Source organism: Caulobacter sp. GW822-FHT01G02 (assembly GCF_058802865.1).
In genome coordinates this window covers 132,262-147,783 of sequence record NZ_JBXAON010000005.1, presented here as the reverse complement: position 1 = coordinate 147,783, position 15,522 = coordinate 132,262, and the positions used below count along the sequence as shown (strand labels likewise).

15 protein-coding genes are annotated in these 15,522 nt (G+C 67.9%); 10 read left to right on the top strand and 5 right to left on the bottom strand.

Features of this window, described 5'->3' with window-relative positions; translation table 11 throughout:
* Positions 1-12: 12 nt before the first annotated feature.
* The 3 genes from AC1RNC_RS16035 to AC1RNC_RS16025 all read left to right on the top strand — a co-directional run bounded on the left by AC1RNC_RS16035 (position 13) and on the right by AC1RNC_RS16025 (position 5,484).
* A complete protein-coding gene (locus AC1RNC_RS16035) occupies positions 13-2,154 on the top strand; it encodes a prolyl oligopeptidase family serine peptidase (RefSeq protein ID WP_492887343.1) in 2,142 nt (713 codons plus the stop codon).
* A gap of 24 nt (positions 2,155-2,178) precedes the next feature.
* Positions 2,179-4,299, top strand: a complete 2,121-nt coding sequence (locus AC1RNC_RS16030) for a prolyl oligopeptidase family serine peptidase (RefSeq protein WP_492887608.1) — start codon at positions 2,179-2,181, stop codon at positions 4,297-4,299.
* 99 nt (positions 4,300-4,398) lie between these two features.
* Entirely contained in the window at positions 4,399-5,484 is a 1,086-nt protein-coding gene (locus AC1RNC_RS16025) for a GNAT family N-acetyltransferase (RefSeq protein WP_492887342.1), read from the top strand.
* 14 nt (positions 5,485-5,498) lie between these two features.
* Here the strand turns inward: AC1RNC_RS16025 and AC1RNC_RS16020 are convergent, their stop codons facing one another.
* Positions 5,499-5,834: a DUF2218 domain-containing protein gene (locus tag AC1RNC_RS16020; RefSeq protein ID WP_492887341.1), complete on the bottom strand. Its 336-nt coding sequence runs from the start codon at positions 5,832-5,834 to the stop codon at positions 5,499-5,501.
* A 17-nt stretch (positions 5,835-5,851) separates the two neighbouring features.
* Positions 5,852-6,442 (bottom strand): PadR family transcriptional regulator, encoded by a 591-nt coding sequence (locus tag AC1RNC_RS16015; RefSeq protein ID WP_492838906.1) that lies wholly within the window; start codon positions 6,440-6,442, stop codon positions 5,852-5,854.
* 225 nt (positions 6,443-6,667) lie between these two features.
* On the opposite strand from AC1RNC_RS16015, the gene AC1RNC_RS16010 reads away from it, so the two are divergent.
* The 5 genes from AC1RNC_RS16010 to AC1RNC_RS15990 are packed head-to-tail and all read left to right on the top strand — an operon-like array spanning position 6,668 to position 10,352.
* Positions 6,668-7,552, top strand: coding sequence for an MlaA family lipoprotein (locus tag AC1RNC_RS16010; protein ID WP_492887340.1), 885 nt, complete (start codon positions 6,668-6,670; stop codon positions 7,550-7,552).
* The gene (locus tag AC1RNC_RS16005) at positions 7,549-8,214 is read left to right on the top strand and encodes an MlaC/ttg2D family ABC transporter substrate-binding protein (RefSeq protein ID WP_492887339.1); all 666 of its coding nucleotides are present in this window, start codon (positions 7,549-7,551) and stop codon (positions 8,212-8,214) included. The genes AC1RNC_RS16010 and AC1RNC_RS16005 overlap by 4 nt, the downstream gene beginning before the upstream one ends.
* Positions 8,215-8,246: 32 nt before the next feature.
* On the top strand, positions 8,247-8,762 hold the full coding sequence (gene mlaD / locus AC1RNC_RS16000; protein WP_492838911.1) for an outer membrane lipid asymmetry maintenance protein MlaD: 516 nt from the start codon (positions 8,247-8,249) through the stop codon (positions 8,760-8,762).
* Position 8,763: 1 nt separating this feature from the next.
* The gene (locus tag AC1RNC_RS15995; protein ID WP_492887338.1) at positions 8,764-9,585 is read left to right on the top strand and encodes an MlaE family ABC transporter permease; all 822 of its coding nucleotides are present in this window, start codon (positions 8,764-8,766) and stop codon (positions 9,583-9,585) included.
* Positions 9,582-10,352, top strand: coding sequence for an ABC transporter ATP-binding protein (locus AC1RNC_RS15990; RefSeq protein WP_492887337.1), 771 nt, complete (start codon positions 9,582-9,584; stop codon positions 10,350-10,352). Before AC1RNC_RS15995 ends, AC1RNC_RS15990 begins: the two co-directional genes overlap by 4 nt.
* 191 nt (positions 10,353-10,543) lie before the next feature.
* Here the strand turns inward: AC1RNC_RS15990 and AC1RNC_RS15985 are convergent, their stop codons facing one another.
* Positions 10,544-11,449 carry a hydrogen peroxide-inducible genes activator gene (locus AC1RNC_RS15985; protein ID WP_492887336.1) on the bottom strand — a complete coding sequence of 302 codons (906 nt, stop codon included), beginning with the start codon at positions 11,447-11,449 and terminating at the stop codon, positions 10,544-10,546.
* A 231-nt stretch (positions 11,450-11,680) separates the two neighbouring features.
* On the opposite strand from AC1RNC_RS15985, the gene ahpD reads away from it, so the two are divergent.
* Positions 11,681-12,232, top strand: a complete 552-nt coding sequence (gene ahpD, locus AC1RNC_RS15980) for an alkylhydroperoxidase, AhpD family (RefSeq protein ID WP_492887335.1) — start codon at positions 11,681-11,683, stop codon at positions 12,230-12,232.
* 151 nt (positions 12,233-12,383) lie between these two features.
* The gene (gene creS, locus AC1RNC_RS15975; RefSeq protein ID WP_492887334.1) at positions 12,384-13,757 is read left to right on the top strand and encodes a crescentin; all 1,374 of its coding nucleotides are present in this window, start codon (positions 12,384-12,386) and stop codon (positions 13,755-13,757) included.
* A gap of 147 nt (positions 13,758-13,904) precedes the next feature.
* Here creS and AC1RNC_RS15970 read toward each other — a convergent pair whose 3' ends face one another.
* Both AC1RNC_RS15970 and AC1RNC_RS15965 read right to left on the bottom strand, forming a co-directional pair.
* A complete protein-coding gene (locus AC1RNC_RS15970; RefSeq protein WP_492887333.1) occupies positions 13,905-14,426 on the bottom strand; it encodes an SRPBCC family protein in 522 nt (173 codons plus the stop codon).
* 68 nt (positions 14,427-14,494) lie between these two features.
* Positions 14,495-15,484 (bottom strand): TraB/GumN family protein, encoded by a 990-nt coding sequence (locus tag AC1RNC_RS15965; RefSeq protein WP_492887332.1) that lies wholly within the window; start codon positions 15,482-15,484, stop codon positions 14,495-14,497.
* Between the last annotated feature and the right edge of the window lie 38 nt (positions 15,485-15,522).

Sequence of the window (15,522 nt, the reverse complement as noted above, 5' to 3'; positions counted from 1 at the left end):
CCGTCCCGCGCCATGACCCTGCTCCGCACCTGTTCCGCCGCGGCCCTGGCCGCCATGCTCTCCGCCGCAGCGTACGCCCAGGAGGCCGATCCCCACCTGGCGCTGGAGGCGGTCGAAAGCCCTGACTCCCTGGCCTGGGTGAAGGCCCAGAACGACAAGACACTACCCATCCTGTCGAACGACAAGCGCTTCGCTGGCCTGCAGGACCAGGCCCTGAAGATCCTGTCGACCAAGGACCGGATCGCCATGCCGACCTTCATCGGCAAGACGGTGTTCAACTTCTGGCAGGACGAGACCCACGTGCGCGGCGTCTGGCGGCGCACCAGCCTGGAGTCCTACAAGACCGCCGCCCCGCAGTGGGAGACTGTCATCGACCTGGACGCCCTGGCCAAGGCCGAGGGCAAGAACTGGATCTGGAAAGGCGCCGACTGCCGTCCCAAGACCCACGACCGATGCCTGGTGAATCTGTCCAATGGCGGCAAGGACGCCGTCACGGTCCGCGAATTCGACCTGACCACTAAGAGCTTCGTCGACCCCGGCGCGGGCGGCTTCGTGCTGCCCGAGAGCAAGCAGTCGATCGAGTGGCTGGACCCCGACACCTTGATCCTGACGCGCGACTGGGGTGGAGGCACGACCACCGACAGCGGCTACGGCTTCGTCATCAAGACGCTGAAGCGGGGCCAGACCCTCGATCAGGCCGTCGAGGTCTTCCGCGGCCAGAAGTCCGACGTCTCGGCCGGGCCGAACGTGCTGCACGACGCGGCTGGCGACACGGTGGTGTTGCTGACCCGCGCCACCGACTTCTTCCACGACGAGACCTATATCTGGGACGGCAAGGACGCCAAGCGCCTGCCGATCCCGGAAAAGGTCGGCGTGCGCGGCCTAATCGACGGCAAGCTCGTCCTGAAGATCGAGGAGCCGTGGACCGTCACCATCGGCGCGCACCCCTACACCTATCCGGCCGGTTCGATCGTCGCGGCCTCGACGAAGTTCCTGACCAAGGCAAAGGACCCCGAGATCGTCATCAGCAACGACTGCGATCCCTGCCAGCTGCTGGCGCCGGGTCCGCGCCAGTCGATCGATCAGGTGACCGTGACCGATCACCGCGTGGTGGCCGTGGTCTACGACAATGTGCGCGGCAGTCTGGTCAGCCTGCGGCTGCGCGGCGAGTTCGGCGTGCAATCCCAGGCCCTGCCGGTGATCGACAACGGCTCGGTGGCCCTGGTCTCGCACTCGGACGAGGGCGACGAGGTCTTTTACACCAACGAGGGTTTCCTGACGCCGACCGAGCTGAAGCTGGCCGACGCTACCGGGACCACCGCCCAGACGGTCAAGGCCCTGCCCGCCCAGTTCGAGACCAAGGACCTGGTGGTCGAGCAGAAGTCGGCGACCTCGAAGGACGGCACGGCCATCCCCTACTTCCTCGTCCACAAGAAGGGCTGGAAGCTGGACGGCCAGAACCCGACCCTGCTGCACGCCTATGGCGGCTTCAATCTTTCCAAGCTGCCGGTCTACGACCCCCTGATCGGCAAGCTGTGGCTGGAGCGCGGCGGCGCCTACGCCGTGGCCAATATCCGCGGCGGCGGCGAGTTCGGACCGGCCTGGCACGAGGCGGCGCTGAAGGCCAACCGCCAGCGGGCCTATGACGACTATTTCGCGGTCGCTGAGACGCTGATCGCCGACAAGGCGACCACGCCGCGCCACCTGGGCGCCTATGGCCGCTCGAACGGCGGCCTGCTGATGGGCGTGGCCCTGACCGAGCGTCCGGACCTGTGGAACGCGGTGGTGGTCGAGAGCCCCCTGCTGGACATGATCCGCTACACCTACCTGCCCGCCGGCGCCTCGTGGATCGGCGAGTATGGCGACCCGGCCATCCCCGCCGAGCGCGCCTGGATCGAGAAGTACAGCCCGTACCAGAACCTGAAGGCGGGCGTGAAATACCCGCTGGCCTACATCACCACCTCGACCAAGGACGACCGCGTCCACCCCGGCCACGCCCGCAAGTTCGCCGCCAGGATGGACGATCTGGGCGTCGACCACCTCTATTTCGAGAACACCGACGGCGGCCACGCCAATGGCGCCGACCCCAAGAACAACGCCCGCCGCTGGGCGCTGCACTACACCTACCTGTCGCGCCAGCTGATGGATCACTAAGTGGGTAAGCTGCTGACCGTTCTCATGGCCTCCACGAGTTTGATGACCATAACCCCCGCGATCGCCGCCGAAACCGACAAGCCCAAGGCCGCCGAAGAAGCCCGCACCCCGCTGACCGAGCTGGGCAAGAACGATCCCTATCTCTGGATGGAGGAGATCGAAGGGGCTCGCGCCATGGACTGGGCCAAGGCCCAGAACGCCAGGACGCTGCCGGTGCTGCAGGGCGACAAGCGCTATGCGGACCTGGAGGCCAAGGCCCTGGCGATCCTGAACGCCAAGGACCGCGTGCCGGGGGTCTCGTTCGCTGGCGATGGATTCTTGCGCAACTTCTGGCAGGACGCCGACCACGTGCGCGGCGTCTGGCGCCAGACCACGCTGGAGAGCTATCGCACCGAGACGCCGGCCTGGGAGACGATCCTCGACATCGACGCCCTGTCCAAGGCGGAGAACGCCAACTGGGTGTTCAAGGGGGCCTCGTGCCTGCCGCCCGAGGACACGCGCTGCCTCGTAACCCTGTCGGACGGCGGCAAGGACGCCGTGACAGTCCGGGAGTTCGACACCGCCATGAAGAGCTTCGTCCCGGGTGGGTTCACCCTGCCCGAGGGCAAGCAGAACTACACCTGGCTCGACAAGGACACCCTGCTGGTCGGCCGCGAGTGGAAGCCGGGCGAGCTGACCAAGTCCGGCTATGCCTATGTCCTGAAGACCCTGAAGCGCGGCCAGACCCTGGACCAGGCAGTCGAGGTGTTCCGGGGCGTCGACACCGACGTCTCGGTCAATCCGTTCGTTCTGCGCGACGCCGACGGCAAGGCCGTGGCGGTGATGGCCGGCAGAGGCGTGACCTTCTTCGAGGCCGAAACCTATCTGATCGAGGGCGACAAGCCCGTGAAGCTGGACCTGCCGCTGAAGAGCTCGGTCCAGGGCTATGTCGCCGGTCAGATGATCGTGCTGATGGAGCAGGACTGGAAGGGCTTCAAGACCGGCGACCTGGTCAGCTTCGACCTGGCCAGGCTGAAGGCCGCGCCGGACCAGGCCGTGGCGACGCTGGTGCTGCGCCCGACGGCCCGCCAATCGGTCGAACAGGTGACCACCACCCGAACCAAGCTGGTCGTGGGTCTGCTGGATAACGTCAAGGGCGCGGCGCTCGTGCTGACCCACGGCCCGAAGGGCTGGACCTCGCAGGCCCTGGACCTGCCGGCCAACAGCGCCATCGGCCTGGGCTCGACCGCCGAGAAGGACGAGCGCCTGTTCGTCACCGTCACCGGCTACCTGGCTCCGACCACCTACTGGCTGGCCGACGCCGGCTCGCTGAAACTGGAACAGGTCAAGGCCTCGCCGGCGCGCTTCGACGCCTCGACCCACGTGGTCGAGCAATTCGAGGCGACCAGCACCGACGGCGCCAAGATTCCCTACTTCGTCGTGCGGCCCAAGGGCCTCAAGTACGACGGCCAGGCCCCCACCCTGCTCTACGCCTATGGCGGCTTCCAGGTGCCGCTGACCCCGGGCTATTCGGGCGTGATGGGCAAGCTGTGGCTGGAGCGCGGCGGCACGTATGTGGTGGCCAACATCCGGGGCGGCGGCGAATTCGGCCCAGCCTGGCACGAGGCCGGCCTGAAGGCCAACCGCCAGAAGGTCTATGACGACTTCTTCGCCGTGTCCCAGGACCTGATCACGCGGAAGATCACCTCGCCGCGCCGCCTGGGCGTCATGGGCGGCAGCAACGGCGGCCTGCTGATGGGCGTGGCCCTGACCCAGCGGCCCGAACTCTACAACGCCATCGTCGTTCAGGTGCCGCTGTTCGACATGATCCGTTACAGCCAGATCGGGGCCGGCGCCTCGTGGGTGGGCGAATATGGCGACCCGGCCATCCCGTCCGAGCGGGCGGTGATCGCCAAGTATGACCCCTACTCCAACCTCAAGGCCGGCCAGAAGTACCCCGAGGTGTTCATCGAGACCTCGACCAAGGACGATCGTGTCCACCCGGCCCATGCCCGCAAGGCGGCCGCCAAGCTGGAGGAACTGGGCTATCCGGTGCTCTATTACGAGAATATCGACGGCGGCCACGCGGCTAGCGCCAACCTGGCCGAGACCGCCCGCCGCCAGGCGCTGGAATATGTCTATCTCAGCCGCAAGCTGATGGATTGAGCAAAACGGCGCGGCGTTTCGGATAACGCCGCGCCGTCAACCCAAACGAAAGTTATCGACGCCAAGATGCGCTCCGACAAAGCTGCCGGACCCGTCACAGTGCCCATCCAAGTCGTCAAAGCCCTGGACCTTTTCCCCGCCGATATCGCGCGGTGGATGGAGCTGCAGCGCAGCCAGGCGCGGCTGGACTCGCCGTTCCTGTCGCCGCACTGGGCCCTATCGGTCGCCCGCGCCCAGGGCGACAAGGGCGAGGACGTCAAGGTCGCGATCGTGCGCGGCGCCGAGGGCGAGGCCCTGGCCTTCCTGCCGGCCCGCATCCGTCACGGCGTGGCCATGCCGGCCGGCGCTCCGATGTGCGACTATCAGGCCTTGGTCTCTGCCCCGGGCGTCGCGGTCAATCCGCGCGACCTGTTGGCGGCCCTGCACGCCTCGCGCATCGACTTCTGTCACATGCTGGCCGACGACGAGACCCTGGCCCGCCACGGGCGTGGGCAGGCGGACTCCTGGATCATCGAACTGCCAGACGGCTACGAGGCCTACGCCGCCGAGCGCAAGGCCGCCAATGTCGGCGTGCTCAAGGACATCGACAAAAAGCGCCGCAAGGCCGAGCGCGAGGTCGGGCCCTCGCGCTACACGGCCATGTCGGAAAGCCGCGGCGACTTCGACCAGCTGATCGCCTGGAAGCGAGCTCAACTGCTGGCCACCGGCCAGACCGACCTCTTCAAGACGCCCTGGGTCAATAACCTCGTCGAGGCGCTGTTCCAGAACCGCGCCCCCCACTTCGGCGGCGGGCTCTACACCCTGCATCTGGGAGACCAGCTGGCGGCCGTGCACCTGCACCTGCGCGGTGAGCACACGCTCCACGGCTGGCTGATCGCCTATAATCCAGAGCTCGAGCGCTATTCGCCCGGCATGCTGCTGTTTCAGGACATCCTGAAGAGCATGGACGGCACGGACTATTCGCGCCTGGACCTCGGCACCGGCGACTACCGGTTCAAGCGTGAGCTGTCCAACGCCCGTCAGACGGTGGTGTTCGGCTTCCTCGGCTCGCCCTCGCTGCCGACCCTGGTCCGCCACGCCGCCTACGGCATGCGCAGCGTCGCCGAATCCCTGCCGCTGGGCCGGATCTCCGAAATCCCCGGCAAAGCCATGCGCCGCATCGACCTGCTGCGCGGCCTGCACTGATCCTTGGCGGATCCCTAGTGGAGGGCGTTGATCCGCATGGCCCGCGGATCAACCGAACCGGCCGCCCAGGCTCGGGTCCAACCGTATTTCAGCTCGCCCTCGCGGAAGGCGAAGCGGTCCAGGTGCTTGGCCACCACGTCCTCCAGCCGGGCCAGGCCTTCGAGGTCGGCGGCCTCGACGGTGATGTCGAGGCCATCGGGATGAGCAACCATCCGGCATGTTCCCAACGGCAGCGGGAACAGGGCCGAGGTCTCGTCATAGGCGACCTCGAACTTGTGGCTCCAGTGCTTGGCCAGCTGGGTCATGTAACGGGCCGCCTTGTCGGTGGCGACGCGAGCGTGGCTTTCCATGCCGTCCCTCCTTCCGGTTAGATGGTCTCGATGACCGCCGCGGCGTCGTCCATCGCCTTGGCGATGGCCGCGATCTGCTCGGCGCTCAGCTGGCCGCCGTGCAGCTTGAGCCGCAGCGCGGTCTTGAGGTTCTCGCGAGCCCGCATGATCTGCGGCGAGAAGGCTGCGCTGGCGGACGCGGCCTCGGCCATGCGCTCGAACAGCGAGCGGACGGGGGCGTCGTTGCTGGCCAGGAACGCCTCGCCTTCCGGCGTGATCGTGTAGAGCTTCTTGCCGCCGCCGGCGTCGCTGGCGGTGACGTAGCCCAACTCTTCCAGCAGGGTCAGGGTCGGATAGACCACGCCGGGGCTGGGCGTATAGGCGCCGCCGGCCGCGGTCTCGATGGCCTTGATCAGCTCGTAGCCATGGCTGGGCTTCTCGGCGATCAGCTTGAGAACCACGAAGCGCAGGTCGCCATGATCGAAGAACCGGCCCATACGGCCGCCGCGACCGCGCGGGCCGCCATGATGACCGGCGGGACCGCCATGGAAGCCGAAGGGATGACGGCCGTGATGCTCGTCGGCGTGGCCGCGCCAGTGACCGCGGTGATGGTGATGTCGTCCAAACATTGTGTTTTTAGATCCTGTTTCGTTATATCGGATTTATAGATATATCGGATTGCGGCTGGGTCAAGAGCTATTTTCGATATATCTGATTATGTCGAAGAACGCGGCGGCGCGGCGGCGCCCTTTTCGCGGCCCGCCGCTTCAAGTCAGGGCGATTTGAAGCAAGGCCGACCCAACGTGGCCGAAATACAACGTAATCAGTCTTGATACGGATTGCGGCGTGAATACATGCCGGCGTGTAGACGTAGGAGCACGGGCTTGAACGACCAGGATAACGGCCTCCGCCGCAGGGCGACCGGTCGGCGTATCGCCGCCATGGGGCTTGCCGCGGCCGCCAGCCTGGCGACGTTCTCGCCGGCCCTCGCTCGGGAACAGGGCGTTAAGGGCCAGTCGGTCGGCACCACCGCGAACGTCGAGGCGCCCAACGATCCGCTGGAAGGCTTCAATCGCGGCGCCTTCAAGCTGGGCATGGGCCTGGATCACGTGATCCTGGCGCCGATCGCCCACGGCTACATGGCGGTTACGCCCCGCGTGGTCCGCAACCGGGTCAGCTCGGCCGTCTATAATCTGGGCGAGCCGAACACCGTCATGAACATGGTGTTGCAAGGAAAGCCCAAGCGCGCCATGCGTTCGACCACCCGCTTCGTGGTCAATTCAACCTTCGGCGTCCTGGGCCTGTTCGACGTCGCCGCCAAGATGAATCTGCCGCGTCGCGACGCCGACTTCGGCCAGACCTTCGGCAAATGGGGCGCCAAGCCCGGGGCCTATCTCTATGTGCCGCTGATGGGTCCGCTGAATGTCCGCGACGGCGTCGGCCGCGCGCTCGACTTCGTCACCGACCCCGTCTCGCTGTATGTCGGCGGCCTCTCCACCGACTTCGGCAAGGCCCGTGCGGGCGTGACCATCGTCGATCTGCGCTCGAACACCGACCCGGCGTTCCAGGCCTTGAAGGACGCCGCCGACCCCTATGTCACCACCCGTTCGGCCTATACCCAGTATCGCGAGGCCTTCGTCCGCGACGCCACGGGCGACGCCGAGGTGCTGCCCGACTTCGACGCGCCGCCCCCGGAAGCTCCGCCTCAGGACGCTTCACCCGCGACGCCCAAACCATGACCGGTAAGACCATGACCAACACCACCTCCACCCGGCGCGGCGCCAACGCCGCGCTTTTGGCGTTCTTCGGGGCCGTCGCGATCGGCGGCCCGGCCCTGGCCCAGAACAGCGCGCGCGACGCCGGCGCCGAGGCCTTCGTCCAGGCCAAGGCCCAGCGCGTGATCACCGTTCTGGCCAACAAGAGCATGAGCGACGCCCAGAAGACCCAGGTCTTCCACCAGGCGGTGGACGAGTTGGCCGACGTGCCGCGCATCACCAACTTCGTTCTGGGCAAGTACGCCCGCACCATCACGCCTGAGCAGCGCGCGCGCTTCACGCCGGTGTTCCGCACCTATGCCGAGAACGTCTATCAGAGCCGTATCGACGACTATCGCGGCGAGCAGCTGAAGGTGGTCGGCTCGGTGGTCAACAAGCCGGGCGACGTGACGGTCAAGACCGTGATCTCGGGCGGCCAGATCACCCAGCCCCTGCCGGTCTCCTGGCGCGTGCTGGGCGGCGGCCAGACCTGGAAGGTCGTCGACGTCCAGTTCAAGGGGATCTGGCTGGCCATCACCCAGCAGCAGGACTTCGTCTCGACGATCGACAACGCCGGCGGCAACATCGACGTGCTGATCAATCAACTCCAGAAGGGCGGCGCGGCGCCTTCTGGCCGTCGCAAGTAGCGACGGGACGACACGTTAAGGACCAAGGGGATTTGGCATTGCGCGAACAATGGGCCGAGACAGCCATGGGCGTCGTCGTCCTCGCCCTGGCGGCGGGGTTTCTGACCTATTCGCTGAGCGTGGGCGGCGTCCACATGAAGCGCGGAAACTATGAGATCAACGCCAAGTTCGGCGAGGCCGGTTCGCTGGCCCCGGGCGCGGCGGTGAGCGTGGCCGGCGTCAAGGTCGGCACGGTCTCGCAGATCACGCTGGAGCCGAAGACCTTCCTGGCCGTGGCCAAGCTGAGCATCGATCCGACCGTCAAGCTGCCGTCGGACTCGACCGCCAAGATCACCAGCGACAGCCTGCTGGGCGGCGCGCACGTCTCGATCGCGCCGGGCGCGGCCATGGACGACATCAAGCCGGGCGGCCAGATCGAGAACACGCAAGGCGCCGTGGACATCTTCGGCCTGATCGGCTCGGTGATCCGTCCGCAGGGTGGTTCGGATGCGGCGGCCTCGTCGGACGCACCCGCGCCGGACGCCTCGCAGCCCGCCGCGAGCTACTGATATGGCCGCGGCCGAGGCGGCCCGGCAGGTCGCCCCTCGTTCTCTTGCCAGCCCCGTCCGGGCTCTGGGTCGCTCGACACTGGCCGCCGTGCGCATGGTCGGGTCGGTCGGCGTTTTCGCCGTGCGCGGCGTCGCCGCCGCCCTGACCCCGCCCTGGTTCCTCGGCCAGCTGTGGCGCCAGTTCGTGGCCATCGGCTTCTTCTCGCTGCCGGTGGTGGGCCTGACCGCCATCTTCACCGGCGCGGCCCTGGCCCTGAACATCTTCACCGGCGGCGGACGCTTCAACGCCGAGCAGGTGATGCCGCAGATCGTGGCCCTGGGGATCACCCGCGAGCTGGGCCCGGTTCTGGCGGCGCTGATGCTGGCTGGCCGAGTCTCGGCCGCCATCGCCGCCGAGATCGGCGCCATGCGCGCGACCGAGCAGATCGACGCCATGCGCACCCTGTCGACCGACCCGTTCCGCTATCTGGTCGGCCCGCGCCTGCTGGCCGGCGTCCTGATGACGCCGCTGCTGACCGCGGTGGCCGACACCATCGGCGTCGCCGGCGGCTGGCTGGTCGCCACGCGGGTGCTGGACTTCAGCTCGGCCGTCTACATCCGCAACACCATCGACTTCCTGCAGAGCTGGGACATCGTCTCGGGCCTGATCAAGGCCGCGGTGTTCGGGTTCATCGTGGCGCTGATGGGCTGCTACCACGGCTACAACGCCAAGGGCGGGGCGCGGGGCGTCGGCCGGGCCACCACCCACGCGGTGGTCTCGTCGGCGATCCTGATCTTCGGCTCCGACTACCTCCTGACCACCCTTTTCACCCACGCCTCATGACCGACGTGACCCCGAAACTCGCCTGGAAGGGCGTCACCAAGCGCTTCGAGGGCCGCGCGGTCCTCGACGGACTCGACCTGTCCGTCGCGCCGGGCCGGTCGCTGGTCATCATCGGCGGCTCCGGCCAGGGCAAGTCGGTGACGATCAAGACCGCTTTGGGCCTGATGCGCCCCGACGCCGGCAAGATCGAGCTGGACGGCAAGAACACCGTCACCCTGTCGGAAGGCGCCCGCCGCAAGCTGTTCTCCCGCGTCGGCGTGCTGTTCCAGGGCGCGGCCCTGTTCGACAGCCTGACCGTCTGGGAAAACGTCGCCTTCCGCCTGATCAACGCCGACGGCCTGAACCGCAAGGCGGCCAGGGAGAGGGCGATCGAGGCCCTGGAGCAGGTGCGCCTGTCTCCCGACGTCGCCGACCGCTTCCCGTCCGAACTGTCGGGCGGCATGCAGAAGCGCGCGGGTCTGGCCCGCGCCGTCGTCGCCCAGCCCGAGATCCTGTTCTTCGACGAGCCGACCACCGGCCTGGACCCCATCACGGCGGCGGCGATCAATGAGCTGATCTCCCACCAGGTGCGGCGCCTGGGCTCGACCGCCGTGTCGATCACCCACGACCTGGCCTCGGCCCAGACCATCGGCGACGAGATCGCCATGCTGCACGGCGGCAAGATCATCTGGCGCGGGCCGGCCGCCGAGCTGCGCACGACCGACAATCCATATGTCCGCCAGTTCGTCGAAGGCCGCGCCGAGGGTCCGATCTCGCACGCGGTCTAGTGTCCCGATTCCGAAGTTCGCAAGCGTTTGTGGCAAGCTCCGACGAACTTCGGAATCGATAAGGACACTAGTAAGCTTATGTTTCTAGTGTGCTTTTTTGAATTTGAAGTTCGCTCGGAGCATGATCCAAGTGCGGGCGAACTTCAAATCCAGCACACTAGGATGTCGCGCGCCGCCAGGCCGGCGGCGCGTTAAGCTTCGGTTTCTCGCAGGGTCTCGGCCAGCAGCCGCCCTTCGACGCCACGGCTGGAGCCTGCCCGCCAGGCCACCACGATCTCGCGGCTGGGATGCTCGGTCGCCAGGGGACGGATCGTCAGCGCGGTCTTGTCGGTCAGGCCCGCGTGCACCGCCATGGCCGGCAGGAACGAAACGCCCAAGCCCGAGCCGATCATCTGCACCAGGGTCGGCAGCGACGTGGCGGCGAAGGTCTCGTCGTCGCCGACGCCGCGCGGCGGCTCCAGGCCGCAGGCGGCCAGGGCATGGTCGCGCAGGCAGTGGCCATCCTCCAGCAGGATCAGGTCGTCGCCACGCAGGCTGTCGGGATCGACCCGGGTCGAGGCGGCCATCGGGTGGTTGGCGGGCGCGGCGGCCAGCAGCTCGTCGTCCTCGACATGAGCCCAGTCCAGGCCGGACATGTCGTAGGGCAGGGCGATCAGCGCCGCGTCCAGCGCCCCGCTCTTCAGGGCCGCGATCAGCCGCTGAGTCAGGTCCTCACGCAGGAACAGCTTCAGCTTCGGGAACCTGTCGCGCAGGACGGGCAGGGCGCGCGGCAGCAGGTACGGAGCCACGGTCGGGATCACGCCCAGGCGGAAACGACCGGCCAAAGGCTGGCCGGCCCCGCGCGCGGCCTGCACCAGGTCCTCGGCCCGCGCGAGGATATCCTCGGCTCGCCGCACCGCCTCCTGGCCGGCGGCGGTCAGGATCACGCCCGAGCGCGCGCGATCGACCACCGGCGCGCCCAGGATCTTTTCCAGTTCCTGGATGCCGGCCGACAGGGTGGGCTGGGTGACATAGGCGCTCTCGGCGGCCCGGCTGAACGAGCCGTGCTCCGAGAGGAGTTTCAGATACTGCAGCTGGCGAAGGGTCGGGAGAAGCATGGCCTGGATATAGGCGTGATCTATCGGAAAGCCAAAAACTATCGATTGGCTATCTGATCGGTCAGCGCATACCTCTGTCTCACGGTGAAGTTCCGGCGTGTCTCCCCCACCGACGCCGGGCCCCAACCCGTTGAACCCGGTCCGCCCGCGTCTCCCCCCTCCCAGCGGCGCGGACCGGGACGAACCTTTCCCGCGATGCTAAGCCCGCTCCAGATCTCACGGAGCGTCCCCATGTCGATCGAGGCCCTACGCGCCCAGCTGCCCGACTACGCCAAGGATATCGGGACCAATCTGGGCGCCCTGGCCGGCGAGACCGTGCTGAGCGACCAGGCGCGCTGGGGTTGCTTCGTCGCCAGCGCCTGCGCGGTCGGCGAGCCAGAGACCCTGAAGGCGATCACCATCGCCGCGCATGAGGCCGGCTTCTCGTCCGAGGCCTTCACCGCGGCCAAGACCGCCGCGGCGATGATGGCCATGACCAACGTCTATTTTCGCGCCGTTCACCTGATGAAAGCGCCCGAATACGGTGCGTTGGCCTCGCGTCTGCGGATGAACCGCCTGACCCATTCCGGCGTGGCGGCGGTCGATTACGAACTCTGGTGTATCGCCGTGTCGGCGATCAACGGTTGCGGCGCCTGCCTCGAAAGCCATGAGACGGAACTGCGGAAGCGCGGCGTGGAGCCCGTCCAGGTCCAGGCCGCCCTGCGCATCGCCGCCGTGGTTCACGGGGTCGGCCGGGTGCTGGCGGTCGAAACGGCGGATCGTCCCCAGTTTTCGGGCTTCTGAGGCCCATGCGCGACGCCAGGTCGCGGCGTCCGCCCCTCGACATTCACCTTGCCAATAAACTAGGTTGTTAACCTCTGGGTAAGAGATTCGCGGCGTTCGCAAGGCGGCCTTTCAGGTCGCGATGGGGTCGCACGGGGTGAAGGTGGGCGATATGAGACTGCTGTCGAAGAATCCTCGCGATAACAAGAACGCCAAGCCGGCCGTTCTGGGTGAAGAGGCCCGGGTCGAGGCCGTACAGCACCAGATCGAATCCACCCAGGCGATCGGCCAGCGCTACGAGACCATTCACGGCGGTCTCGACAGCATCGGCCGCGTGATGGAGCACCTGAAAGCCATCGAGCCGCTGATCGCCGAGATCCGTGGTCCGGTCGCCCAGGAGTTCGAAGCCCGCCGCGCCGAACACGCCGAGCTGATCGCCCTACGCGCCAACTACGAGCACGCCCAGCGCCAGGTCACCCAGATTCAGGCCGAGGAACGCGAGGTCAGCGCCCGCCTGGCCGCCGCCGAAACCGCTCTGGGAGAGTCCGACGCCCGCCGCCAGACCCAGGACGCGGCGCTGGAAGACAACGCCCTCGAAATCGACCGCCTGCGCAACGCCCTGCTGCAGTCGGATCTGAAGGTCTCCAGCCTCGACGCCAGCCTGCGCGACTCCACCGCCCGCATCGAGCACCTGGTGCAGGACGTCGAGGGCCTGCGCCTTCAGGCCCAGGACATCGACACCCGCCGCGGCGACGCCGAGGCGGCGCTCGCCCGCGCCAACCAGGACAACGCCCTGCTGGGCGACGAAGTCGCGACCCTGAAGAAGCGCGTCGACCAGGCCGGCCTGGACGTCGCCCGCCTGTCGCGCATCGAAACCGACCTCGAAGCCCAGCTGGCCGGCGAACGCGCCCGCGTGCAGGCGATCGAGAACGCCCTTTCGGCCCACCAGACCGACAGCGGCCGCACCATCCGCAACCTGGAAAGCCAGGTCGAAGCGGCCCGCGCCGAGATCTCGGCCCTGCAAACCCGGCTGGAGACGGCCACCGGCCGCGCCGACAAGCTGGAAGAGATGAACGGCCAGATCTCGGCCCGTCTCGCCGAATCTTCCGCGCACCAGAAGGCGGTCGAGCGCCGCGCCGGCGACCTCAACGTCGCCCTGGAACGCGCCCTGGAACGCATCCGCACGCTGGAGGAGGATTCCGAAGGCCTGCGTCAGCGCCACGCCGGTGTCGACACCGCCCGCGCCACGGCGATCGAGCGCGCCGACCAGCTGGCCAAGAGCGCCGTCGCCCAGGAAAAGGCTATGAGGCGCGCCGAGGAACGGGCTCAGCAACTGCGCTCGCGCCTCGACGGCATGCAGGAAGCCCAGGACCAGCTCCGTCGCGAACACGAGGACAAGGTCGCCGAACTCCAGGCCACGATCGAGCGCCTCACCTCGGAAGCCGCCCTGGCCGAAGGCGCCCTGGAAGCGGCCCGCCGCGACCGATCGCGCCTGCAGATGGCCCTGCTGGGCGCCTCGGACGACGGCATGGCGGAAAGCGCCTAACTCAGACGTCCGATCTTCCCGGCGAAAGCCGGGACCCAGATGCGAAAGCGCCCGCGTTCCAGACAGGATCGCGGGCGTTTCTGCGTTCGCCTCACAGCCCTGCGATCTGGGCCCCGGTTTTCGCCGAGGAGATCGGAGGAGGGCGGGCTACTTCGCCTCCGCCGCCGCCTTCAGCCCGGCCACCTGCTGGGCGAGCACCCCGTCGACGGGCGCGGCGATCTTGTCGAGCCCGCCCTTGAAATAGCCGCCGACATCGTAGGTGACGGTCACCGTCGTCTGGCCGTCCTTCTCGGCGAGCAGGAAGGTCAGGGCCCCGCTGGCGCCGGAGCTCTGCAGCGGACCGAGCGCGCCGACCAGCACCAGCTTCGTCCCAGGCGCGGCGTTGACCGTGGTCATGTGCAGCGCCGAGCCGCCGTTCGGCAGCCGCTCGCAGAAGCAGCCGCCCGAGGCCGCGCCCAGCGACAGGTTGGCGGCCGAGCCCGACCAGGTGTGGGCCGAGGCCCACCATTTCGCAGGCTGCACCAGCGTCGCCCAGACGGCGCTGGCTGGCGCGGCGATCACGACCTGACGCCGGACCTCGAATCCGTTGGGCTGGGCGTCCGTAACCTCGGCGCGCGCCGAGCCGGCGACCAGCAGCGCAAGGGCGATGGCGGCGATCTTCGTCTTCATGAGGGGTCCCTCCCTGGCCAAGGTTGAGGGCAGGGGCGGGCGGGCGTCAACGCCCGCTCTTCGTCGTCCTATTCGACGGGCGAGCTCACCGTCGCGCCGCCGGCCTTCAGCCTGTCCAGCACGCCGTTGGCCGGCAGCAGGAAGCCGAGATCGACCACCGCCACCGTGACGCCGGGACGCTTCAGCGCGTCGGTCATGGCGTCCGTCGTCTGGTCGACACCCTTCTCCAGCAGGGCTGCCCCCCCCGGCGCGCGCTGCAGGCAGCGCTGAGCGCCGCTGGCGCGGTAGCGGGCGCGCACCGAGCCGAGGTCGCCCTGCGCCCAATCCTGGCCGATCGTGGTGGAATGGGCCCCGTCATAGGCGATCTCGTCCAGCGCCACCCGCAGGCAGTAGAGCTGGTCCTCGGGCGAGAGCTTCGAGATGATCGACGTCACCGCGCTCATTCGGTACTGACCGACCGACTTGACCTTCAGCTTGCGGGCCTTGGCCATGCGCTCGACCGTGCTGACCGGCTTGGCTTCGGAGAGACCCGCCGCCTGGCGGAAATCCGAAAGCAGCAGGAAGCCGGCCACGCCCGGCTTCCAGTTCTTGTACTCGCCCGCTCCCTTGCGGGCCTGGTTGCGGAACTCCACGAAGCGCGCCTTCAGGTCGGGCGGCAGCTGGTCTTCCAGGTTCTTGCCCATCGGCTGGCGCAGGCCGCCGCCGAAGCTGAGGATGAAACCCGCCGCCTGGGTGACGCCGACCGCCGCCTGAGGCGGGACCAGCACCAGGCTGGCCTTGTCCAAGGCCCTGTTCAGGCGCGGGCTTTCCCATTTCAGCTGATGGGGCAGGGGCGCGGCCGAGCCGAGGATATAGAGCTTGGCCCCGTCCTTCTCGACCAGCCAGATCGCCGGCCCCTTGGGCTTGGCCACCACGGTCAGTTCGGCGACCACCGCGCTCTCGTCCTGAGCCGGGGCCTGGCCGAGCTCGACCACGGGCGGAGAAGGCGCGGTCTGGGCGAGGGCAGGGGTGGCGAGGGCCAAGCAAAGGGCCAGAGGTACGAGCTTGGACGCAGCCATAGATACTCCTTCAGCCCCCGAGCCCATTTAGCCCTTCT

Bases quoted from the DNA above. Each gene is read 5' to 3' on its own strand.
- AC1RNC_RS16035 (WP_492887343.1), top strand. From the start codon at position 13: ATGACCCTGCTCCGCACCTGTTCCGCCGCGGCCCTGGCCGCCATGCTC.
- AC1RNC_RS16020 (WP_492887341.1), bottom strand. From the start codon at position 5,834: ATGGAAAGCCACGCTCGCGTCGCCACCGACAAGGCGGCCCGTTACATG.
- ahpD (WP_492887335.1), top strand. From the start codon at position 11,681: ATGTCGATCGAGGCCCTACGCGCCCAGCTGCCCGACTACGCCAAGGAT.
- AC1RNC_RS15970 (WP_492887333.1), bottom strand. From the start codon at position 14,426: ATGAAGACGAAGATCGCCGCCATCGCCCTTGCGCTGCTGGTCGCCGGC.
- AC1RNC_RS15990 (WP_492887337.1), top strand. From the start codon at position 9,582: ATGACCGACGTGACCCCGAAACTCGCCTGGAAGGGCGTCACCAAGCGC.
- creS (WP_492887334.1), top strand. From the start codon at position 12,384: ATGAGACTGCTGTCGAAGAATCCTCGCGATAACAAGAACGCCAAGCCG.
- AC1RNC_RS16015 (WP_492838906.1), bottom strand. From the start codon at position 6,442: ATGTTTGGACGACATCACCATCACCGCGGTCACTGGCGCGGCCACGCC.
- AC1RNC_RS15965 (WP_492887332.1), bottom strand. From the start codon at position 15,484: ATGGCTGCGTCCAAGCTCGTACCTCTGGCCCTTTGCTTGGCCCTCGCC.
- AC1RNC_RS16010 (WP_492887340.1), top strand. From the start codon at position 6,668: ATGCCGGCGTGTAGACGTAGGAGCACGGGCTTGAACGACCAGGATAAC.
- AC1RNC_RS15985 (WP_492887336.1), bottom strand. From the start codon at position 11,449: ATGCTTCTCCCGACCCTTCGCCAGCTGCAGTATCTGAAACTCCTCTCG.
- AC1RNC_RS15995 (WP_492887338.1), top strand. From the start codon at position 8,764: ATGGCCGCGGCCGAGGCGGCCCGGCAGGTCGCCCCTCGTTCTCTTGCC.
- AC1RNC_RS16005 (WP_492887339.1), top strand. From the start codon at position 7,549: ATGACCGGTAAGACCATGACCAACACCACCTCCACCCGGCGCGGCGCC.
- AC1RNC_RS16030 (WP_492887608.1), top strand. From the start codon at position 2,179: ATGGCCTCCACGAGTTTGATGACCATAACCCCCGCGATCGCCGCCGAA.